Raw genomic sequence first — 21,548 nt, forward strand, 5'->3', positions numbered from 1 at the left:
CGTACTGCCCGATCGACCGGCGGGGCTTGAGCCGGCCGGTCCGGCGGTCTCTCGTCTCCATGTCCCGCTGCGCCCGATCCCGGCGCAGCGTCTCACCAACCGTCACAGGGAGAAGCCCTCATGGGTGGAAGGTCAATTTCGGGACCGATACCAAGAACGAAACACCACCGATGGGGCACAGCGGCCCTCGCCGCCAGCCTGGTTGGGGCTCTGGCGGGGTCGATGTTCGCGCCGACGCCGGTGCACGCAGAGCCGAAGCCGCAGCGTCTCAAGGGACAGGTCGAAAAGATCGACTCGCACGGCGGCGAGGTGCGTGGTGTCGGCTTCAAACAGGCTGAGGTGCGGCAGTTTTCGGCTTCGGATCCGGTGTGGCCGAAGCCGGGCGTAGTTGAAGTCGATCTGCCGGGCAACGCCGCCAAGGCGACCGCGACACGATCGGCCGTGCGCAGGGCCGGCAACCTACCGGTCTCGGTTGGCCGAGCCAAGGGCGCAGCCGGAGATCGACTCTCCAGCGTCTCGGTGGAAGTGCTGGATCGTGCCAGGATCCCGGCCAGGTGGCGTGATGGTGTAGTCACCCGTGTCGTCGCACCGGCTGATACCTCGGCCGGCGAGGCCGTGGTGCAGGTCGACTACTCCGGCTTTCGGCACGCGTACGGCGCCGAGTGGGCGTCTCGGCTGCGGCTGTGGAGCCTGCCGGAGTGCGCGATCAGCACGCCCGAGAAGCGCGAGTGCGCGGCTACGCCGCTGGACTCGCGGAACGACACAGCCAGTGGTGTGATCTCCGCCGAGGCATCGGTCGAGGCCGCGCAGTCGGCCGGGACACGAGGGGCGGCGGCATCGTCGGCCATGCTGGTAGCGCTGGCAGCCGCCCCTGCGGGCAGCGACGGCGACTATTCGGCCACCGGCCTGGCGGCGTCCTCGTCATGGACGGCCGGTGACTCGTCCGGCGCGTTCAGCTGGTCGTATCCGTTGGACGCGCCGACCGTCGCGGGCGGATTAAAGCCAAAGGCCGGTCTGTCGTACTCGTCGTCCAGCGTCGACGGACGCTCGTCCGCGACGAACAACCAGCCGTCTTGGATCGGCGAGGGCTTCGAGTTCTGGCCGGGCCTCATCGAGCGTCGGTACGTACCGTGCGTCTCGGACAAGGCTGACTCGCCGAACAACCCGCAGCAGACGGGCGACCTGTGCTGGCGGTCGAATAACGCCGTCCTGTCGCTTAACGGTGAGAGCACCGAGCTGGTCTACGAGTCCGGCAAGGGGTGGCACGGCCGCTCCGAGGACGGCTCGAAGATCGAGCGGTTGACCGGCGGCACGAACGGCGACAATGACGGCGAGCACTGGAGAGTCACCACCAACGACGGCACGCAGTACTACTTCGGGCTCAACAACCTGCCCGGACAATCGGCGGACACCAACTCGGCGTGGACCGTTCCGGTATACGGCAACCACAGCGGTGAGCCGTGTCATGCGACGGCGTTCTCGGACTCCGACTGCACGCAGGCGTGGCGGTGGAATCTGGACTACGTCGTGGACTCCCGCGGCAACACGATGTCCTACTGGTACGCCAAGGAGACCAACCAGTACGCCGCCGAGGTCACCGAGTCGAAGAACGTGTCGTACGTGCGTGGCGGCACGCTGAGCCGGATCGACTACGGCACCTGGGACCACGGCAGCGCGGACCGCTCCGTCACGCCGACGGCACAGGTGGTGTTCACCCCCGGCGACCGGTGCCTGTCCGACTGCGCCGAGCACGACGGATCGTGGCCGGACGTCCCGTGGGACCAGGAGTGCAAGGCCGACGCCACCACCTGCAACGATTTCACGCCGACGTTCTGGTCCACCAAGCGCCTGGCGAAGGTGACGACCCGGGTCTGGGACACCACCGTCACCACCCCGGCCTGGCAGGACGTCGAGTCGTGGACACTGACGCACAGCTACCCGTCGCCCGGTGACGGGACGAAGGCCGGCCTCTGGCTCGCCTCGGTTGTGCACACGGGCCTTGCCGGTACCGCGACGGCCGAGCCGCCGGTCACCTTCGAACCGGTCGCCATGAGGAACCGCGTGCTCACCCAGACCAACACCACCAACAACTGGCACCGGCTGGCGGGCATCCGCACCGAGACCGGCGCCCTGGTTCAGATCACGTATTCGCTGCCGGATTGCTCGGCGTCCGACTTGCCGGAGTCGCCGCACAACAACACCAGGCTCTGCTACCCGGTCATCGGCCCGGACCCGTACGACCATGACGGCCCGAGTATCACCGAGTGGTGGCACAAGTACGTGGTGCGCCAGGTCAGCGAGACCGACGTGCAACTCGCCGACGGTCATCAAGCGCCGACCAAGAACACCTACTACAACTACATCGGCTCGCCGGCGTGGCACTTCGCGGACGATGACGGCCTCGGCAAGCCGAAGTACAAGACCTGGAACCAGTACCGGGGCTTCGGCACGGTGGAGATGCAGGTCGGCGACACGGCGAAGACGCTGACCCGTACGACCTACCTGCGCGGTATGCACGGGGACAAGCTCGCGCCGTCGGGAGGCACCCGCTCGGTGACGGTACCCGCATCGCTCGGGTCGGAGACGGTCTACGACGAGGATCAGTTCGCCGGCACGACGCGCGAGCGGGTGACCTACAACGGCAGCACGGACAAGCCGGTCAGCAAGAGTGTCTTCGTCCCGTGGCGTTCGGCGCCCACCGCCACGCGCACCATCAACGGCGACACCGTCACCGCGCGTTTCGTGAACACCAAGGCCGTCTATCAGGCAACCGCGCTCGGCGTCGACGGCACGCGGGGATGGCGGACCACCAGCAGCCAGAGCACGTTCGACGACACGTACGGCACGATCGTCAGCACGCAGGACGACGGCGACATCGCCAAGAGCGGCGACGAGAAGTGCACCACGTTCGCGTACAGCCGCAACACCGCCAAGAACATCGTGACCCTGCCACGCCGGACCACGGCCACGGCGCTGCCCTGCGGTACCGCACCAACGAGCCCGGACCACATGATCTCGGACTCGATGACGTACTACGACGGCGCCACGGACGCGGCGACCGCACCGGTCTACGGCGACGCCACCCGGGTCGACGGCCTGAAGGACTGGACCGCTGCCGGCGGCACCGTCTGGCAGACGGTCAGCCAAACCGGATTTGACGTCTTCGGCCGGGAGAACAGCGCTACCGACATCAAGAACAACACCACGACGGTGACCTACTCCGCAGGTGGCGGGCCAACCACGACCGTCACCAGCACCAACCATCTTGGCTGGGTCACCACCACCCAACAGAGCCCGTACTGGGGGACGCCGACCAAGGTGACCGACCCCAACGGGAAGATCACCGAGACGGTCTACGACTCGCTGGGTCGCAATTCGAAGGTCTGGGGGCCGGGCTGGTCGCGCGCGACCTACCCGGACAAGCCGCAGGAGCGTTACACCTACGTCTACTCCGCCACGCGGTCCGCATACCCGTACACCAAGACCGAGGCGCTCAACGCAAACGGCAACTACCTCACGACGTACGAAATCCTCGACGGTTTCCTGCGTCCGCGTCAAACGCAGGCGTCAGCGGTGGGCGGTGGGCGGACCGTCACCGATGTCCTGTACGACGCACACGGCCGCACGGAGCTCGAATACGGCGCCCATGCCGAGCCGGGGGATCCGTCCGGGACGCTGTGGTGGGAACCGGAGTGGTCGGTGCCGTCGCAGACCCGCACCCTGTACGACCGGGCAGACCGGGTCACCGACAGCATCTTCCAGTCCGGTGACGGGGTCACCAACATCGTCGAGCGGTGGCGCACCACCACCCTCGCCGAGGGCGACCGCACGATCACGATCCCGCCCGCCGGTGGAACCGTCACGACCAAGATCGAAGATGCCCAGGGCCGGATGGTGGAGCTTCGTGAGCACACCACCTCGTCCGGTGCTGCCGGCGCATACCTCGGTACCAAGTACACCTACGACCACCGCGACAAGCCGCTCACCATCACCGATACGGCCGGAAACCAATGGTCCCGCAAGTACGACATCAAGGGCCGGGAGATCGAGGCCCGGGATCCCGACAAGGGCCTGACGATCTCGCGCTACAACGACGCCAACGAGCTCACCGATATCGAAGCCGGCGGCCAGACGCTGCTTTACAGCTACGACTCGCTGGGTCGTAAGACCGCTGTCTGGGTGCCGCCGGTGGCACCGGCCACCACAGCCACCAAGCGGGCCGAGTGGATCTACGACCGGCTCTACACCGGCATCATCGTGCGTGGTCAGCTCACCCAGAGCATCCGCTACGTCGGTTCGGACGCCTACAAATGGCAGGTTCGCGGTTTCACCGACCGCTACCAGCCCTCCGGCGTCAACCATGTGATCCCCGCATCCGAGGAGAAGCTCGCCGGGACCTATGTCTTCGGGTATGGGTATTCGCCGTACACCGGGCAGCCCACCAGCATCAGCTTCCCCTTTGCCGGCGGACTGGCCGACGAACAGGTCACCCTCGGATACGACGCTGTGTCCGGGTTGCCCAGGACGCTAGGCAGTGGGTGGAGTTCGGTCGCCTCGTACGTGACCGGCCAGCAATACACGGCGTACGGAGAACCGACGGTCACCACCCTGAAGACCGCCGGTGGTGTCTTCACTGAGCAGGCCATGTCCTACAACGTCTACACCCGCCAGGTAGACACGGTCACCGTCAAGCCGGAGACCGCAACGGGCAGCGTCTCGCAACGCAAGTACGCCTACGACCCGATCGGGAACATCGTCGGCGTCGCCGACACACCGGCCGTCGGGTCGGCGGACTACCAGTGCTTCCAGCACGACCGCCTGCGCCGCCTTACTGGCGCGTGGACCCCGGCGACGGCGGTGAACTGCCAGACCGCCACTCCGTCCACGGCATCCATGGGCGGAGCGGCACCGTACTGGTTGGACTGGACGATCGATGACGTCGGCAATCGGACCAGGGAGGTGTCGCACACCGCGGCCGGTGACACCGTGCGCAGCTACGCCGTGCCGACGTCCGGCCTGGGTGTGGTGCGCCCGCACGCGGTCACCGGAATGACCACCACGGCGCCGGGGGCCACCACCGGCACCACGGTGTCCTACGGCTACGACGGCATGGGCAACATGGCGAGCCGGCCCGGCTCGGCGGGGACTCAGAGCCTGCAATGGGACCCCGAGGGGCGGCTGACCTCAGTCACCGAGAACGGCGTCAATCTCGGCACGAACATCTACGACGCCGAGGGCAGCCGCCTCATCCGGCGAGACGCCACCGGCGCCACCCTTTACCTGCCCGGCATGGAGGTCAGGCGTACCGGCACCGGCACCTCGGCCACGATGTCGGCCACCCGTTACTACGCCTTCGCGGGCAAGGCCGTGGCGTCTCGTACCTCGACCGGCGTACTGAGCTGGCTCTTCAGCGATCACCACGGCACGCAGCAGGTCACCGTCAACGCCGCCACGCAGCAGGTGGGCATCCGGCGACAGACGCCGTACGGCGGTGCGCGTGGCGCAAACCCGGTCTGGCCCAACCAGAAGGGCTTCGTCGGCGGCGACAACGATCCGACCGGCCTGGTTCACATCGGCGCTCGCGAGTACGACCCCGCCCTGGGCCGGTTCATCTCGGTCGACCCGGTGCAGGACCTCACCGACCCGCAGCAGTGGAACGCGTACTCGTATGCGAACAACTCGCCAGCCACGCTCTCCGACCCGGACGGCCGTATGCCGCTCATCGGGGACGGCAGCAACGAAGGCCAGTTGCTGGCGAAGGAGGGCAAGGCCTGGCGGGTCAAGGGTGGCCAGTGGCGGGTCGTGAATGCGCCGCCGAAGCCGACGCGGGCGGGTTCCTGGATGGAGCACTACTGGAAGACGGTGAAGCCACCGAAGGGCGGCAACTACGACCCGGACGCGGGATTCCGGGTCACCGAGAAGACCCTGTTCGGCTCAGCGACCGTTTATGACCAGCAGGGAAAGCTGGTCGCCTCGGACGAGCAGATTCGCAGCGGCGGCGGGATGCTCCCCGGTGAGAGCGGCCAGGTGGACCAGCACGTAGAGAGGCGAGTCGTTGCCTTCTTTGACGATAACGGCAAGCTGAAGCCCGGTTACACGCTGGTCATTCAGGTCAACAAGGAAGGTGTCATGCCCTGCGACGCTGGTACCGGGGGTGCCTTCGGCTGCAACAAATTCCTGGACAAGGTCTCCAAGGCGATGAAGATCAGAATCGTCTACAGCGCGGGACCGGGGAACGAAGCCGTCTACGGCAAAGACAACTCCAGTGCCAAGATTCAGTCGGCACCTGTCGCGCCGAAGCGTGCGTTCGTGAGCAAGGCACCGCCGTCCGGTGGTGGTGGCACCCCGTCGGGTGCTAAGGCGCCGTCCGGAGGAGGCAAGGTTCCGGGCTCTGCGGGAGCCATGCCCAGGGCCGCCGGCGCGATGGGTGCCATCGGCATACTCGGCGATCTGTACTTTGTGACGAGGTATGGCCCCTGCGCCGTGGACTATGCCGGCGCCATGCCGGAATGTCAGGCTCCGTCGGGGTATTCGATGCCCCTGGCCTGAGGCTAGGCATTAGCGATTCTCGGCGTTATGCCGGGCTTGCGTTGCGAGCCATAGCGCTCGAATGAGAGTGGGGCCTGCCCGGCCTATATGGGCGGGCCCCACTCGTGCGTCACGGTTGGTCGGCAGCAGAACGGCGTTGCTAGAGTGCCGGTGTGGTTGACCCGCGAGATCGCGCATCGTCTGTGAACTGGGCAGAACTCCCCGACATCTACGGGGACACCGGGGAGATTCCCTCGGCGCTTGAAGCCATTCGATCGGCGGATGCGCCTGCCCGGCGGGCGGCCTACAAAGAGCTTGCCGATCGTCTCGTCTCGCAGGGCACGCGCAGCGCGGCCAGCGTCGTCGCGGCGCGCCTGCTCATCGACATCGTGGCGGACGAGAGTGCCCCGGACCGGTTCGCGGCGTGCCAGGTGCTAGCTCAGATCGCCATCGGCGACGAGGAGTACTGGCTCACCGAGGTGGCGGACATTGCCGCGATGCGTGCGGAGGTCGCTCGTAAGGCCGCGTTGACGGTCGACGAACTTGAGCAGGAACAGGCGGAGTGGGTGGCGGCTGCCGCGGACGAGCAGGAGCAGCGGGCCCGCAGGAGGCGGGCGCTCTTCGGCGATGTCGAGGAGGACCGCAACCAGCTGGTCATCGACTTGGCCGCGTACGACGCCGTGCGGGCCGGCGTGCCGGTCTACCTGGCGGCGCTGACCGACCCGCACCTGGCGGTCCGTCTCTACGCCTCTCACCTGTTGGCCTGGTTTCCGGAGGAGAGCGCCCAGATCATCCCGGCGCTGACCCGGGTGATCGCCGGTGATCCGAGTCCGTTCGTGGCGGCAACCGCCTCTGTGGCGGCCGGGCTCTGTGCCGGGCAGCCCGACGACGCCCTGAGCGGCGCGCTCACCACCCGGCGCGCCACGGAGAACCTCGCAGAGCGCTGGTCAGCCGTGATCGGCCTTACGCGAGTATTGGCTCGCCCGGACCGTTCCCTGATCGAAGACCTTTACAGCTGCATGCTGGAAGCCGACGCGCCGGTGCCCAACTGGCCGTTTCTTGACGGTGACATATCGACCATGGCGGCCCTGACCGTGGCGCGGCTGAGTCCCGAGACGGCGCCGGACCGGGTGGAAGTGCTGTCCCGTCGGGTAGCTGGCACGCGTCGTGGCAACGATCGCTTCACCCTGCTCGGAGCGCTGCTCGACGCCGCCTTTCCCGGCGGGATCCCCCGGGGGACCCCGGGGACGGCGTTGACCGAATCGCAGCGGATGGCGGCCCGCGCGCTCGTCGACGGCGAGATCTGGCGAGACGGCGCGATGGCCAAGCAACTGCTGGCACACTTCGGCCTCCCGGCCGACCGCCGTGCGCTGCAGGCGTGGATCGCCTGAGGTGCTGGCACGCTGACTCCCGATTAGCTCCGGGGAGCGCTACCGCGCTGGACGGAACGCAGATGTTCGGGCTCGACCGTCGACTTTGAACGGTCGTGCCGCGGCAGTCAGCGTCGCGAGGACATGAGGGCCATCTTCGGCCGGACCTGGCAGCCGATCTGTCACGTCGAGAAGGTGCGGGCCGCGGGCAGCTAGGTCGCGGCGACGGTGGCGGGCATGCCGATCGCGCTCGTCCGCGACCGGTCGGGGCGGCTACGCGCGTTCTACGACGTCTGCAAGCACCGGGCGCACGAGCTCTTGTCCGGTTCGGGAACTACGCCAACCTCGACCCGGCCGCCGCCCCGATGGCCGAACAGCCGCCGGACCTGGCAGCCTGTTGGCATTTCGTCCCCCGCTCTCCAGTTCTGCCCCCTGGCCTAATACGCCGTACGCCTGCGTTAGCCACAGGTCTCGTGCCCGGATTGGGCCAGAGTTCGGCAGCTGCATAGCCAGGTCAGTTGGGTTCCAAGCGGTTCTTTGATGCATCCGAATGGAACCGGAAGGAGTGACTGTGGCGCCTCTGTGCTGATCTTGTGCGAGGAGCAGGCGCAGGGATAGTGGTCTGCGGTTGTCCCGCGTAGTCCTGCCGCACCTCCGCCATCACACTGCCGCAGCTGTCGCTGCCCCGCGTCGCCCGGCGGATGGCCGCCTGCCATTGAAGGCAACCACTGATGTGATTTGAGTCACTCAATCTCGCCCGCTGGGTGGAGCGTCAAGAGCTGCGGTCACCTGCGAACACCTTCGCAGAACCAGCGTTTCCGCAGGTCAGAGCCAATATATATGCGCTTCCGAGGAGCGAGTGGGCCTCGTCGGCGGGCATCCCCCGAGGCCTGCCCAGTGCTCGCATGCGTGCACAAAAAAAACCGCACCGTCCTCTTAGGATAGAGGAACGGTGCGTTTTCCTGCTCAGAAGGGTGGAGCTGAGGGGACTCGAACCCCTGACCCCCACACTGCCAGTGTGGTGCGCTACCAGCTGCGCCACAGCCCCTTGTCGTCCCCGGGACTCCCGGGCACTCACGGAATATTACACACCGCCCGGCGGCCCCGTGCGCAGGCCCCTTCAGTTCAGCGAGACGTCCGGCGGGAAATGCGCCACCGCCGCCAGGATGTCGCCCTGCCTCCTGAGCACCATGGCCCACAGATCGTCGGGCCGGTTCACGAAGGGGTCACCCGGAAGGGCGTCGAACACGAACCAGGAGCCGGCGGAGATCTCGTCCTCCAGCTGACCCGGCGACCACCCCGAGTATCCGGCGAACACCCGGATCCCCGCGACGCTCTCCCGCAGCAGGTCGGGGTCCGCCGACAGGTCGATCGTGCCCAGCGCGCCCGCCACCTGGTGGAAGCCCGACACCCGCTTGGTCACCTGCGGGCGGGTCCGGGCCAGGCAGATCGCCGACTCGGGCTGCACCGGGCCGCCCTCGAAGAGCACCGCCGGGTCGCCGGCCAGCTCGCCCCAGTTGCCCAGGACGTCGGCGACCGGCACCTCGGTCGCCCTGTTCAGCACCACCCCGAGCGCCCCACCGGTCTCATGGGCGACCAGCAGTACCACGGTGCGGTCGAAGTTCGGGTCCTTCAGGGTCGGGGTTGCGACCAGCAGCTGACCGGTCATCGACTCCACAGACCGACCTCCGATGCGCTGCTCTTCACTGAACACGGCAGCCCACCCTCGGTCGCGAAAGGCCCTCGGTCAACGCCATGCTTGGCACATTAGCCTGGGTTTCAGGCCACCGATAAGGTCTGCGCATGAACGAGCGACCCCTAGAGGCGGACATCGGCGTCATCGGTGGATCGGGGCTCTACGCGCTCCTCGACGGCGCGACCGAGCATCAGGTGTCCACGCCCTACGGTCCGCCCTCGGATCCGATCACCGTCGCGGAGGTCGGCGGGCGGCGCGTCGCGTTCCTGCCCCGGCACGGCCGCGATCACCGTTTCCCCCCGCACCGGATCCCCTACCGGGCCAATCTGTGGGCACTGCGCTCGCTGGGGGTACGGCAGATCATCGCGCCCTGCGCGGTCGGCGGCCTGCTCCCGGAGCTGGGCCCGGGCACGTTCGTCGTCCCTGACCAGCTCATCGACCGGACCAGCGGGCGGGAGCAGACGTTCTACGACGCGGGCGCGGTGCACGTCTCGTTCGCCGACCCGTACTGCCCCGACGGCCGGCGGGCGGTCCTGCGGGCCGGCGCGGAGCTCAGCCCGGTGGACGGCGGCACGATGGTGGTCGTCGAGGGGCCCCGGTTCTCGACCCGGGCGGAGTCGCGCTGGTTCACCTCGATCGGCGGCACCATCGTCAACATGACGGGGCATCCGGAGGCCGTTCTCGCCCGGGAGCTCGCGCTCTGCTACACCGCTATCGCGCTCGTGACGGACCTGGACGCGGGCGTCGAGAGCGGCCACGGTGTCACCCAGGAGGAGGTATTCAAGGTGTTCAACGAGAACACCGCGAAGCTCCGGCGGGTGCTGCTCGACGCCGTCGGCCTGCTGCCCACCGAGCGCGCCTGCGCCTGCGGCAGCGCCCTCGACGGGATCAAGCTCCCGCTCGACCTGCCCTGAGCCGGGGACAGGCCGGGGCCGCGTAGCAGCGCAGGGGCGGCTCCTCGGGCAGGACGGGCGCGGCGGCCGTCGAGGCGACGGACTGTGTCAGCGCGGCGGACGCGTCGCTGAGGAACGTCACCGGGTTGACCGCGGGCATGAGTGGCCGGCCGCAGGTTGCCGGGCTGGTCCGGTGCAGGAGCGCCGGGCCCGGGTGGACGAGCGCGTCCATGCCCAGCAGCCACGCGGCGTTGTCGTAGGCCATCCCGAAGTGCTCGACGGTCTCGTACCGGCACAGGTCCTGCACCGCGATGTTGCTGACGTTGGGCGCCGGCGGGAGCGAGGACGAGCCACTCGGGACCACGATCTCGTCGTGGCGGGTGTAGATCTGGGTGTAGCTGATGCCCGGCCAGGTCTGCGGGCCCCGGTTGAGCGCGGCCAGGAAGTTCGAATCGGTCCGCTGCTGCCAGTTCGCGGCCGTGCAGGTCGGGGTGGTCGCACACTGTACGGCGAACACGGTCGTGCCGTGGTTGGACGCGGCGAGCGAGACGTAGTCGTCGACCATGCCGCGGGTGTCCGGCCAGTACTTCAGCGCCCAGCGGCCGATCATGCCGCCCTGGCTGTGCCCGAGCAGGTCGATGCGCGAGCCGGTGGCCGCGTACAGGCGGCGGATGCCGTGCACGACGTGCTCGGCCGCGACCTGGATGTCGCCGTTGCCGCTGTCGGGCAGGTCGACGTAGCAGCGGGCGCGTCCTTCGCCGGCGAAGGCGCGATCCCAGTTCCAGGAGAAGTTGGCACGGAAGTTCGACGTGGTGCCATGAATCATGAGCACGGGGGTACGGCCGGAGCGGGCACTGGCGGCCGGATCCCCGACGCAGTGCAGGGAGGCGGCGAGCCGGGCCGCCGGCTCGGACAGCGGCGGACCCGGCCGGGTGGCGCCGGCCGGTGCGGCGAACGCGGCCCCGGCGACGAGGCCGGCGACGGCGGCGGCCAGCAACGCGCGAAGCATGTGCTGTGGGCTCCTCGTGGAGTGGCTACCGGGTACTCGACCGATGGAACGAGCCACGCATCCGCACAGTGGCGGCCAGAATTTCGCTCTCAGCGAACAGGCCTGGGCGCACCTACGCGGCGAGCACGCCGTCACCCGACGGGTGCGACGGGCGGCGGCTGCGCCCACGCCCCCTGGCCAGCTTCTGCCGGTACAGCTCGGCGTCGGCGTGGCTGTACAGCTCGTCGAGGTCGGCACCATGGCGGCCGAGAATGCCGACGCCGATGCTGACCTCGATGCGTTCCGCCAGCGCGGCCGCGAGGTCGCCGGCCACGGCCTCGGTCTCTTCGGCGGCGTGCGAGGCGAGCAGGACGACGAACTCGTCGCCGCCGAGGCGGCCCACCACGTCGTGCGGGTGCAACCGTTCCTTGAGGGTTGCACCCACCCAGCACAGCAACTCGTCACCGGCCGCGTGGCCCTCGGTGTCGTTGACCTCCTTGAACCGGTCGAGGTCGAGGATGAGCAGCGCAACGTCGCGGTGTGCCCGCCGGGCGTGCGCCAGCTCGGCGGCGGAGCGCTCGTTGAAGCCGCGCCGGTTGAGACATCGGGTCAGGGAGTCCACCCGGGAGAGCTCGCGCAGCCGGTGCCGCTGCGCGGCGGCGACGCGGCCCCGGGCGGCGAAGGCCAGGGACACGATCAGCGCGCCGCCGAGGTGGGAGACGACGTACCACGGGCTGGGCACGCCGACCAGCACGGCGGCGGCCAGGTAGCAGGCCGTCGTCAGGGGCAGCAGGGTACGGCCGACCTCCGGGGTGACCAGGGCGACCAGCGGCATCGAGGTGAGCATGCCGAAGCCGAGGGTACCGCTGACGCCGCCGTCGAGGCAGATCACGGCCATGCACAGGATGAACTGCACCACCCCGACCACCATCATGATCTTCCCGACGGCCAGGTTCCGGGCCAGCCAGGCCGAGCACGCCCAGGTGGCCAGCCCGACGGTGCAGGAGGCCAGGAGCAGCGCGGCCATCAGCCAGCGGTGCGGCTCACCGGCGGCGAACAGCGCGAGGTAGAACAGCGCGATGACGGAGGTGAAGATGCCGACCCGCCCGGAGTCGGTGATCGCGCGGCGGCGGCGCTCGTGCCGGGCGACCGTGGCCGACTGGCGCCGCCGGCCGTCGCCGCGTACACCGGCGACCGCCGCCTCCGCCGGCACCCGCCGGTCGTGCTCGGCCTTGTCGCTGTAGACACGCTGGTCGGCGAGCTCCCGCAGGGCCTCCGGGGTGCTCGCCTCGCTCGGATAGCAGGCGTACCCGATGCCGGCGCCGGCGCCGTACCGCAGCGCGGCACGCACGCGTTCGAGCACCACGGGCACGCCGTCGGCGTCGATGCCGCCGAGCACCGCGGCGAACTCGTCGCCGCCGACCCGGCCGACGGCGTCGTGCGCGCGCAACTGATCGACGAGGGTACGGCCGGTCCACGCCAGCATGTCGTCGCCGGCCTGGTGGCCGTACCGGTCGTTGATCTCCTTGAATCCGTCCAGGTCGACCAGGAGCAGCACGGCGCCCTCGCCGGTGCGGTCCGCCTCGGCGAGCTCGGCCGTCAGGCGCTCCTCGAAGCCACGGCGGTTGAGGCGGCCGGTCAACGGGTCGATCCTGGACAGGTCGCTGAGGCGACGCTTGAGCGACACCATGGCCGCGGAGTACCGCATGGTCAGCGCCGAGATGCCGGCGACGTGGATGGTGTAGATCAGCGCGTACACGTGCTCGTCGGGGCCGCCGATCAGCGCGGCCGCCCAGTATCCGGCCGCGGCGATCGCCGCGACGGCCAGGAACGGCCGCACCGGCATGCCGACCGCCAGGAGAATGATCAGGAGCGGCAGCAGCGCGCCGAGGGTGGTCCGCGGCCCGCCGTCGAGCAGCTCGAGCGCGGCGAATCCGACCACGTTGAGGATGATCCCGGTCATCTGGACCGGGGCGCGGCGCCCCGACCGTTCGACGATCGGCGCGCGGACGAAGGCAACGCCGGCGAGCAGCAGCATCGTCAGACAGATCGCCAGCATGGCCGGGCGGTGCCCGGCCGACCAGGTGGTGGCGAGGTAGGGCAGGACGCAGAACGGCACGACCATGCTGAGCGCCGCCCCGCCCCGGACGGTACGCAGGCGGCGGCGCGGAACGCCACCGGCCCCTGGCGCCGTCGTCATGTCCACCCACTCCCGCTGGGAAAGATCCGTTCAGACCTACTCATCGGTAGCTAAGGCCGCGACTGAATGGCGTCGCGGGAGCAGAGCGGGAGCATCGCCGGTCGTAGACACCGCACAGGCAGACACAAACGGAGTGATCAGGCCGAAAGTGCCCATTCGCGCAGATCAAGGCGCTCGTGCCATGATCGCCGCGTGAGCGAATGGGCCTACAACGACCGTCCTGACGGTTTCCGTCCCCTGCCCGACCGGTTCGCGGAGCCCGCGCGCGGGGAGATCGAGGACGAGATCTGGTCCTGGGTCGTACGCGGACAGGACGACGCCGGGGACTTCCTGGACTACCTCGAGGACGACGACTCCCGCCAGGGCGTCACCGACGAGGAGCTCACGGAGGCGTACGAGAAGGCTCTCGACGTCCGCCGGGCCCAGCAGCGCGAGTGGGGTGAGGTGCGGAGCAACCTGACGGTCGCCTTCGCCGAGCTCAACCGGCTCGGCGTGCTGGCCAGGGAGGACTTCGCCTGCTGCGGCACCTGCGCTGCCACCGAGATCCACGACGAGCGCGACGAGTCACGGCACTGGCACGGGTACCTCTGGTACCACCAGCAGGACACCGAGTCCCTGGTCGCCAGCACCGACGGCTCGGTTTACCTCGGCTACGGCGCATATCCGCCCGCCGACTTCGACAAGGCCGCCTACGACGCCCTGACGGAGGACGAGAAGCGGTCCCGCTACCTGGCCGACGTCGAGCACATGCTGGACGACCTGGTCTTTCCGGTGCTCCGCCGGCACGGCATGCGGGTCGAATGGGACCGCGACCAGGCCACCCGGATCCTGCTCACCGGCGCCAACTGGTACGCGCCGCTCGCCACTCACGCCGACCGGTAGGGAAAAGTTCGCCACCACCGAGGAGGCGAACAGCGCCGAGCAGGGTCCGAGATCACCATCAGGATCCGCTCTCCACGCATCCGGGGCAGAAAGACGAATGGCCCCGGCCCGCGCTCCCGCGGACCAGGGGCCACCCGGCCGGGTTTAGGTCCTAGCTACGCCGGCGGCGTGCCCCGACGAGCAGAGCGACGCCTGCGGCGAGCGACGCCGCGGCGATCGGCAGGACCGGGCCCGGGCCGGTGATCGGCAGCGATCCGCCGCTCCCCCCGGCAGCACCCGTCGGCCCGGCCGACGGCGTACTCGGCGACGCGGAGGGAGTACCCGCCGTCGGGTTGATGATGAACCGGGCGACGTTGTTCGCCGCGACGCCGTCGTCGGGAACGACGGTCGTGCCGACCGCCTCCGCATCTACCAGGTCGGCATCGAGACGCAGCTCGAACGGGAACTCGACGGTGCCGCCCGCGGGGATCTCGCGAGGGCTGCGGCAGTCGTACCCGCCCTGGTCCTCGGAAATCCGCTCGCAGCCGTCCGCGACGGCGACGACCACGGCGCCGTCCGGGATCGCGACGCGCAGCAGCGGGTGCCGCGGCCGGACGACCGGCTCCGTGTCGGGCCACGGCCGCGGAAGATTGATGCTCATCGCGCCAACGTTGCGCACCGTGAACACCGGACGGATGACGTCGCCGATCGCCGCCGAAACCCCAGCCTCCGACGTCACCGCGACATCCGGTGCCGCGCCACCGGTGATGTCCATGAGGACCCAATATCCAGGGCCGTGGCCGGTCGGCGGCGCGTCGGCCGGCAGCGGACCCAGCGGCGGATCCAGCACGAGCTCGGTCCCGCTCCCGCCCGCCGGCCGCTCCGGCAAGGTGTCCCAGTAATAGACCCCCGGAACGATCTGATGCGGATACCTGTCCACCACCCGGAAGGGCAGGACCAGCCGGTACGCGGTGTGCGGGGCGAACGTCCCGGCGAAGTCGCACGCCAGGCGCGCCGCCTCGGGGTGGTAACAGTTCGCGGCGTCGAACAGCGGCGTGAGCCGGTTCTCACCCAGGGCCAGGTCGATGCGCGCGCCATAGATCGGCGAGTCACCGTCGTTACGGACGGCGAAGACGACATCAACCCGCTCACCGGCCGCCCCGGAGATGGTGACGTTGCCGTAGGCGAGCGAACCCCCGGCCGCCGGAGCCGCGGCGGCCGGCCCACTGGGAATAAGGAATCCGACGGCGAGCAGCAACGCGCCCAACCGTCCAATGTGAGTACGCAAGATTTTCCCCGAACGAACGACAAGACCGCCATCGTAAAGGATCTTGCGAATCCCGGAGACCCCACGAGACCCGAGATCCCAAGCCCGAACCTCGCGGACGCGTGTCGCCCGCAGGACTCCGATCTCACGTTCGAGTCAGCCCAAACCTTCGGCCCTCGATTGCACGAGCGTACGTCGTGGCGTACGTTCAAGAGTACGCTATTCGACGGGAAGGGCTTGGCATGAAGGTGCTGACGATCAGTGACGTTCGCAAGAACTTGGCCGCCGTCGTGGATGCAGTCATTGATGACGCCGAGGAGTGCGTGATCCCGCGCGGCGGCGGTAAGGCCGTCGTCATGGTCTCCCTCGACGAGTGGAACGCCATGAACGAGACGCTGCACGCACTCGGCCCAGCCTCGAACGCTCGCCGCCTCCTGGAGAGCATCACCCAGGCCGACGCCGGCCTCGTGGAGGAGCACCCACTGCTCGACCCCGAGTCCACTCCCCCGGCCGCCGGCCGGGACGCGGCATGAGCCTGCGTGTCGTCTTCACCCCGAACGCCTGGCAGGACTACGACGGCTGGCTTCAGCGGGACCTGAAGATGGCCCGCCGCATCAGCAAACTGATCATCGACGTTCAACGAGATCCAAAAGGGACCGGGATCGGTAAGCCTGAAATGCTGAAGGGCCCACTCGCCGGCTGGTCCTCACGACGCATCAACGACGAACACCGGCTCATCTACCGAGTTCGAGGCACCGACCTCGAAATCGCAGCCTGCCACGCCCACTACACGGACAAGTAAGGGCTTCGCCCGAACACCCCCACCCCAGGCCAGAGACGGCTCATGCCCGCGAGCCTGGTTGGACGCCTGCGTCGGCAGCCGGGGTTGACATTGTCGCATGCTATGACTCATCTTGTTGAGACAAGGATTGCGACATTAGGAGGTGGCGGCATGCACCCGGCAGAGCACACTGAGGTCGAACGGTGGTTGGCCCAGCACGGCTTGGCCGACGCCGAGCCGACTCCGCTGCTCGCGGCACGGCTGGCGGTGCGACGGCAGGCCAAGCTGGCCAACAGCATCCTGCTGGCCGCGTTCCTGATCGGCGCGGCGCTCACCCACGCGCTGGGACTGCCCACCACCGTCACGTCCTCCTGGCCGCAGCTGGCGGCGCTCGCGGTACTGGCGATCGGGTTGCTCGTGGCACAGTGGCTGCTCGGTTGGTGGGTACGGCGCGCCGACCGGCAGGCCGGTGCGCAGCTGGTCCGGCGGGTGGCCCACCCGGTCGAGCTCGGCTGGGTGGCGGTGCTGCGCTGGCCCTATGTCGTCTTCACGATCGCGACCTTCACCGCCGCGATGCTGCTCGCGGTGAGCGTGCTGCCGATTCCGGACACGGCCCTGCGAAACGGGGCGACGGTCGTCCTGATCGGCCTCGCCGTAGCCGGCGCCGGCACCGTCATGCAGCTGCGCCAGGTGCTGGCAAGCCCGGCCGTAGCGGACGACGAGGCGTCCCTCACGGCCGACGTCATCATGCGGGTCGAGGACGCCCGCGCCCTCGTCACCCCAAGCCTGGTGTGGTCGCTGCCGGCCATCTTCCTGTACGGCGAGTCCCTCGGCTGGTGGAACGCGGCCGCCCTGGCACTCGTGGTGGCCGGCGTCCTCGCGTTCGCCCTGATCCAGCTCCGAACCATGGGCGTCGAATCGACGGCCCGCCGAGCCTTGGCAACCCGATGATCGTCATCGACGCGTCCTCGCCGACGCCGCCGTACGAGCAGCTCCGCGCCCAACTCGCGCGCCAGATCCAGGACCGCACCCTCGCCGTCGGCACAAGACTCCCGACGATTCGCCGACTCGCGGCCGACCTCGGCCTAGCCGTGAACACCGTAGGCCGGGCCTACCGCGAACTGGAGGAGGCGGGCCTGATCGAAACCCAAGGCCGAGCCGGCTCCTTCGTCTCTGCCGCCGGCGAACACGCCCGCGAGCAGGCCCACCGCGCAGCCCGCGACTACGCCGCCGTCACCACCAGCCTCGGCATCAACCCCACCGAAGCAATCCAGATCGTCCAAGCAGCACTAGGCCACGCCCCGACCCCATAACCACGCTGAAAAGTCATGCCACGAAGCTATTGCGCTCATCTTGTTTGCGATCCAAACTTATTGCAGTCGCACACAGGAGGCATCACATGGTTGAGTTCGCACGAGACCGCGAGACCGGGCACCCTGAGCAGCTACTGGCCGATCTCACGCGTATTCGGGGTGCCGTCCGCCGCGACCGGCAGGCGAACGCGTTTCCGCTGCTGGCCTTCGGGGCGCTGACGCTGACCTCAGCGCCGCTCTACCTCGACTCCATCGGTCCGGACACCCTGCGGCCGCAGTACGAGAATCCCGTACTCGCCGCACTCGGTGGCGACCTGCTTCAAAACTCGGAGGCCATCGGCTGGTACTGGCTCGCCGCCCTTCTCGTCGGATATCTCGGCACGCTGGCGTGGTACCGCCAGCGCGCACTCAAAGTGGGCGTCCAGACCCCGACGCGGAACTACCTGATTGCCGGGATCTTCGGAGTGCTCGGCGGCTTGGCGCTCGGCCCGGTACTGCAGTTTCTGGCAACCGGCACCGCTACCGCGGTGTCGGAGGCCGTCCGGCTGGTGTTCTTCCCGATCTACGTGCTGCTCAACCTGGGGCTGATTCCGGTCCTTGTGGTCGCGGTCGGCCTGCTGGTCCTGGCCCGGCTGGAACGCAGCCGCCTGCTCGCCATAGCCGGCGGACTGCTGGTCGTCTCCCTGGCCCTGGCACCGGTGTATGTCAACACAGCACCATTCAATGACGACTTCCCCAGTGTCGGGTATCTTCCGACCGTGCTTCTGCCCGCCCTTGTCCTGCTCACCGCCGGAGTTGTCGCCACGACGCGGGCACGACGAACCCACGCATGACCGTGCCACCGGGCTCTTCCGAAGTGACGGACGCGGATCCGCCGCCGCACCCGACCCAGGCACTCGACGACACCGTTCACCAGCGACACCGCCTTGGCATCCTGACCATCACGGCGGAAGCCGAGCGCGTCGAGTTCACCTATCTGCGCGACATGCTGGCTCTGACCGGAGGCAACCTCTCCCGCCACCTCGCGGTCCTCGCCGAGGCCGGTCTGATCGACGTGACGAAGGGATACGAGGGCCGCCGGCCGAGAACCTGGATCGCCATCACGCCCGCCGGCCGCAACGCCCTGGCCGCCGAACTTCGCGCGCTCGAGGCGCTGGTGCTCCGCCACCGCCGGAAACCGGACGCCTGAGCACCGGCAACGTCCGCCCAACACGGTGATGCCCCGGCTATCCGGCCGGGGCATCACCTGATCTTGCAGTGGACAAGCGCACCGCCTACTTGAATCCGAGACGACCAGCGCCACCACCACACCGCGGGGTTTCCGGGGGCTCGGCCCCCGGAGCAGACATGACGAGGCCCCCCGGTCCGCGCTTTCCGCGGACAGGAGGGCCTCAGGGACTATTCGTGATGCACGGCCCGCCACGCGATCGCACTATCCGGCATCACGGGGTGGTTCTGAGCGCGAGTACTGGACCCGTTTGGGCGGAAGGTTGGGTCCCGGTATCTGCATGCGGATTTCATCGGGCGTGAGTTTGGGACCCGCTCTGATCTGGCGTCGAGTTAGCGGTCGAGTCGGCACCTTCACATAGGGGTTCCTCGCTCGATGCTGTGGTGTAAGTAGGCGGCGCCAAGGCCGCCCGCCGGCCTCCCGTGGGTAAGGGCTGGAGGGTTGGGTGGCAGGGGAGGTGGATGCAGTACCGTCGCGCGTATGACCAGGTCGACCCGCCCCGCTGGACGCCAGCGTCCCGGTGGCGCCTTCGGGCCTGCCCGTGACGAGACGCGGAATGCCCGCATCATCGAGGCGGTCCTCGACCTGATCGTGGAGAGCGGGTACGCGGACCTGACCATGGGTGCGGTGGCCGCGCGCGCTGGGGTGGCCAAGGCCACCGTCTACCGTCGCTGGGCCACGCGCGAGGACCTGGTCGCCGACGCCCTGGAAAGCATCATGCTTCCTGATGTCCCGACCGAGGTGACGGCCGCCGGGACACTGCGCGAGGACCTGGTCGCGACTCTGACCCACAGTTCCGCGTGCCTGCACCCCCGCGAGCGTCGCTTCTCGGCTGTGCTGGCCGCCGCCACCGCCTCTCACCCCAAGATTGCCGACACTTTGCGTGAGCGGTACATCGCCGGACAGCGCGAGGGAATCGTCTCCTGCCTGCGCCGCGCGCAGGAGCGCGGCGAGCTCACTGCGGAGCGGGTTGAGCTTCTACTGGCGCCGGGCCGGCTGGAGATCGCCGCAGTGGTCGGGGTGCTGGTCCTGCAGGAAGACCTGCTCGGCGCCGTTCTCGATGTCCAGGGGATTACTCGCCTGGTCGACCAGGTGCTGCTGCCCCTGGTCGGCGGCACCCCCTCCAGCTGAACCCTTCCGGCTCACTGCTCGATTCCACACCATGCCTGCTCGGCGACCATCGGCCGACCTGCGGTCAGGCAGCTCACAAACTAGATACGCCACTGACTCGATACTGTAGCGTCTCTAGTTGATGGGTCGTCGTGCCCGTACACCGCTACCACGAGATCAACCGAAGGCAGGGCGTGCTGTGACATCCGAGAACAAGGCGAAAGTGCTGGTCACCGGAGCAACCGGGATGCAGGGCGGCGCCGCCGTCCAGGCACTCCTGCGTGCGGGACACCCCGTGACCGCGTTCGTGCGCAACCCCTCGTCGGCCGCCGCCCAGGCGCTCGCCGAACAGGGCGTCGCCCTCGCGACCGGTGACTTGGACGATGCCGCATCCCTGGAGGCGGCCAGCGCCGGACACGACGCCGTCTTCTCCGTGCAGGTCCCGGGCGTCGACCCGGCCGACCCCGGCGCCGAGCAGCGAAAGGCCCGCAACATCGCCACCGCCGCCAAACGGGCCGGCGTCACTCAGATCATCCACACGTCGGTGTCCGCGACCGGGTGGCGCAGCCAGCACCCGGACATCGAGGTGACCGACCCGGTGATGAAGGCGTATTGGGACGAGAAGGAGGCCGCGGAGGACGCGATCCGGCAGGCGGGCCTCGACCACTGGACCATCCTCAAGCCCGCCTTCTTCATGGACAACTTCCTACCGCCCAAGCAGGGAACCCAGTTCCCCGAGCTGCCTCAGGGCAAGCTGGTCACCTCTGCGAGCCCGCAGTCCGTACTGCAGCTCATCTGCGCGGACGACTTCGGAGCAGCTGTGGCCGCCGCCGTGGCCGAGCCCGGCAAGTTCCACGAAGCCGAGATCGACCTGGCCGGCGACGCGCTGACGCACACCGAAATCGCCGACACCCTCACCACGGCCGCCGGCCGCAAAGTCGAGGCCGTCTACCTCTCCCTGCAAGAGCAGGAGCAGCGCATGGGTGCACCCACGGCGTGGGGTGACACCTGGACCGACCGCGTCGGCTACCCCGCGCGCCCCCACCACGCCGCCCGCTACGGCCTGACCACGACAACCCTCGACCAGTGGGCAGCGCACCACGACCTGAGCACCCTCGCTGTCTGAACTCAGGCCGCCCTCCGACAACACCGCCTCACGGCACGAGGACGACCACGTCCATACATTCGCGACAGCATCCCGCCGACATCTTCAAGGCGGGCCCATAGGCGCCAGTTCGGGTCCCGTTTCCACGACCGAAGCCAACGGGGTTCACCCCCAGCCTGAGCAGCGGCCTGGACGCGTCGCCGCCGAC

General features: G+C 68.8%; 17 protein-coding genes and 1 tRNA gene. 13 read left to right on the plus strand and 5 right to left on the minus strand.

Going from position 1 to position 21,548, the window contains the following annotated elements:
• Positions 1-615 precede the first annotated feature (615 nt).
• The 3 genes from ACIBSW_RS32435 to ACIBSW_RS32445 all read left to right on the plus strand — a co-directional run bounded on the left by ACIBSW_RS32435 (position 616) and on the right by ACIBSW_RS32445 (position 8,339).
• Positions 616-6,549, plus strand: coding sequence for an RHS repeat-associated core domain-containing protein (locus tag ACIBSW_RS32435; RefSeq protein WP_354720031.1), 5,934 nt, complete (start codon positions 616-618; stop codon positions 6,547-6,549).
• A 152-nt stretch (positions 6,550-6,701) separates the two neighbouring features.
• Positions 6,702-7,919, plus strand: a complete 1,218-nt coding sequence (locus tag ACIBSW_RS32440) for a hypothetical protein (protein ID WP_354720029.1) — start codon at positions 6,702-6,704, stop codon at positions 7,917-7,919.
• 207 nt (positions 7,920-8,126) lie between these two features.
• Positions 8,127-8,339 carry a Rieske 2Fe-2S domain-containing protein gene (locus ACIBSW_RS32445; RefSeq protein ID WP_354720027.1) on the plus strand — a complete coding sequence of 71 codons (213 nt, stop codon included), beginning with the start codon at positions 8,127-8,129 and terminating at the stop codon, positions 8,337-8,339.
• Between the two features lie 534 nt (positions 8,340-8,873).
• On the opposite strand, the gene ACIBSW_RS32450 is transcribed toward ACIBSW_RS32445, so the two are convergent.
• Both ACIBSW_RS32450 and ACIBSW_RS32455 read right to left on the minus strand, forming a co-directional pair.
• A tRNA-Ala gene (locus ACIBSW_RS32450) sits at positions 8,874-8,946 on the minus strand.
• Positions 8,947-9,018: 72 nt separating this feature from the next.
• Complete coding sequence (locus ACIBSW_RS32455; protein WP_354720025.1) at positions 9,019-9,567, minus strand: YqgE/AlgH family protein; 549 nt, start codon at positions 9,565-9,567, stop codon at positions 9,019-9,021.
• A 134-nt stretch (positions 9,568-9,701) separates the two neighbouring features.
• On the opposite strand from ACIBSW_RS32455, the gene ACIBSW_RS32460 reads away from it, so the two are divergent.
• On the plus strand, positions 9,702-10,508 hold the full coding sequence (locus ACIBSW_RS32460) for an S-methyl-5'-thioadenosine phosphorylase (protein ID WP_354720023.1): 807 nt from the start codon (positions 9,702-9,704) through the stop codon (positions 10,506-10,508).
• On the opposite strand, the gene ACIBSW_RS32465 is transcribed toward ACIBSW_RS32460, so the two are convergent.
• Positions 10,483-11,496, minus strand: coding sequence for a lipase (locus ACIBSW_RS32465; RefSeq protein ID WP_354720022.1), 1,014 nt, complete (start codon positions 11,494-11,496; stop codon positions 10,483-10,485). The genes ACIBSW_RS32460 and ACIBSW_RS32465 overlap by 26 nt on opposite strands.
• A gap of 112 nt (positions 11,497-11,608) precedes the next feature.
• The gene (locus ACIBSW_RS32470) at positions 11,609-13,675 is read right to left on the minus strand and encodes a GGDEF domain-containing protein (RefSeq protein WP_354720020.1); all 2,067 of its coding nucleotides are present in this window, start codon (positions 13,673-13,675) and stop codon (positions 11,609-11,611) included.
• Between the two features lie 192 nt (positions 13,676-13,867).
• Here ACIBSW_RS32470 and ACIBSW_RS32475 point away from each other — a divergent pair, with 192 nt between their 5' ends.
• Positions 13,868-14,557, plus strand: a complete 690-nt coding sequence (locus ACIBSW_RS32475) for a DUF6891 domain-containing protein (protein ID WP_354720018.1) — start codon at positions 13,868-13,870, stop codon at positions 14,555-14,557.
• 151 nt (positions 14,558-14,708) lie between these two features.
• Here ACIBSW_RS32475 and ACIBSW_RS32480 read toward each other — a convergent pair whose 3' ends face one another.
• Positions 14,709-15,803, minus strand: coding sequence for a hypothetical protein (locus tag ACIBSW_RS32480; RefSeq protein WP_354720016.1), 1,095 nt, complete (start codon positions 15,801-15,803; stop codon positions 14,709-14,711).
• A gap of 242 nt (positions 15,804-16,045) precedes the next feature.
• Between ACIBSW_RS32480 and ACIBSW_RS32485 the strand changes: the two genes are divergently transcribed.
• The 8 genes from ACIBSW_RS32485 to ACIBSW_RS32520 all read left to right on the plus strand — a co-directional run bounded on the left by ACIBSW_RS32485 (position 16,046) and on the right by ACIBSW_RS32520 (position 21,361).
• Entirely contained in the window at positions 16,046-16,336 is a 291-nt protein-coding gene (locus ACIBSW_RS32485; RefSeq protein WP_354720014.1) for a type II toxin-antitoxin system Phd/YefM family antitoxin, read from the plus strand.
• Positions 16,333-16,605: a Txe/YoeB family addiction module toxin gene (locus tag ACIBSW_RS32490; protein WP_354720012.1), complete on the plus strand. Its 273-nt coding sequence runs from the start codon at positions 16,333-16,335 to the stop codon at positions 16,603-16,605. Before ACIBSW_RS32485 ends, ACIBSW_RS32490 begins: the two co-directional genes overlap by 4 nt.
• Before the next feature lie 150 nt (positions 16,606-16,755).
• Complete coding sequence (locus ACIBSW_RS32495) at positions 16,756-17,535, plus strand: hypothetical protein (RefSeq protein WP_354720010.1); 780 nt, start codon at positions 16,756-16,758, stop codon at positions 17,533-17,535.
• Positions 17,532-17,897, plus strand: a complete 366-nt coding sequence (locus ACIBSW_RS32500; protein WP_354720008.1) for a GntR family transcriptional regulator — start codon at positions 17,532-17,534, stop codon at positions 17,895-17,897. Before ACIBSW_RS32495 ends, ACIBSW_RS32500 begins: the two co-directional genes overlap by 4 nt.
• 86 nt (positions 17,898-17,983) lie before the next feature.
• Positions 17,984-18,730, plus strand: coding sequence for a hypothetical protein (locus tag ACIBSW_RS32505; RefSeq protein WP_354720007.1), 747 nt, complete (start codon positions 17,984-17,986; stop codon positions 18,728-18,730).
• Positions 18,727-19,086, plus strand: a complete 360-nt coding sequence (locus tag ACIBSW_RS32510; RefSeq protein WP_354720005.1) for a transcriptional regulator — start codon at positions 18,727-18,729, stop codon at positions 19,084-19,086. The genes ACIBSW_RS32505 and ACIBSW_RS32510 overlap by 4 nt, the downstream gene beginning before the upstream one ends.
• 519 nt (positions 19,087-19,605) lie before the next feature.
• The gene (locus ACIBSW_RS32515) at positions 19,606-20,256 is read left to right on the plus strand and encodes a TetR-like C-terminal domain-containing protein (protein ID WP_354720003.1); all 651 of its coding nucleotides are present in this window, start codon (positions 19,606-19,608) and stop codon (positions 20,254-20,256) included.
• 178 nt (positions 20,257-20,434) lie between these two features.
• Positions 20,435-21,361, plus strand: coding sequence for an NmrA family NAD(P)-binding protein (locus ACIBSW_RS32520; protein WP_354720001.1), 927 nt, complete (start codon positions 20,435-20,437; stop codon positions 21,359-21,361).
• Positions 21,362-21,548: the final 187 nt, after the last annotated feature.

Origin of the sequence: Actinoplanes sp. NPDC049668 (genome assembly GCF_044465445.1) — a bacterium.
Taxonomy (GTDB): Bacteria; Actinomycetota; Actinomycetes; order Mycobacteriales; family Micromonosporaceae; genus Actinoplanes.

What these genes read in the sequence shown, in the direction of transcription:
- ACIBSW_RS32515 (WP_354720003.1), top strand. Translation starts at nt 19,606, where the DNA reads ATGACCAGGTCGACCCGCCCCGCTGGACGCCAGCGTCCCGGTGGCGCC.
- ACIBSW_RS32510 (WP_354720005.1), top strand. Translation starts at nt 18,727, where the DNA reads ATGACCGTGCCACCGGGCTCTTCCGAAGTGACGGACGCGGATCCGCCG.
- ACIBSW_RS32455 (WP_354720025.1), bottom strand. Translation starts at nt 9,567, where the DNA reads ATGACCGGTCAGCTGCTGGTCGCAACCCCGACCCTGAAGGACCCGAAC.
- ACIBSW_RS32500 (WP_354720008.1), top strand. Translation starts at nt 17,532, where the DNA reads ATGATCGTCATCGACGCGTCCTCGCCGACGCCGCCGTACGAGCAGCTC.
- ACIBSW_RS32505 (WP_354720007.1), top strand. Translation starts at nt 17,984, where the DNA reads ATGGTTGAGTTCGCACGAGACCGCGAGACCGGGCACCCTGAGCAGCTA.
- ACIBSW_RS32495 (WP_354720010.1), top strand. Translation starts at nt 16,756, where the DNA reads ATGCACCCGGCAGAGCACACTGAGGTCGAACGGTGGTTGGCCCAGCAC.
- ACIBSW_RS32490 (WP_354720012.1), top strand. Translation starts at nt 16,333, where the DNA reads ATGAGCCTGCGTGTCGTCTTCACCCCGAACGCCTGGCAGGACTACGAC.
- ACIBSW_RS32460 (WP_354720023.1), top strand. Translation starts at nt 9,702, where the DNA reads ATGAACGAGCGACCCCTAGAGGCGGACATCGGCGTCATCGGTGGATCG.
- ACIBSW_RS32485 (WP_354720014.1), top strand. Translation starts at nt 16,046, where the DNA reads ATGAAGGTGCTGACGATCAGTGACGTTCGCAAGAACTTGGCCGCCGTC.
- ACIBSW_RS32470 (WP_354720020.1), bottom strand. Translation starts at nt 13,675, where the DNA reads ATGACGACGGCGCCAGGGGCCGGTGGCGTTCCGCGCCGCCGCCTGCGT.
- ACIBSW_RS32465 (WP_354720022.1), bottom strand. Translation starts at nt 11,496, where the DNA reads ATGCTTCGCGCGTTGCTGGCCGCCGCCGTCGCCGGCCTCGTCGCCGGG.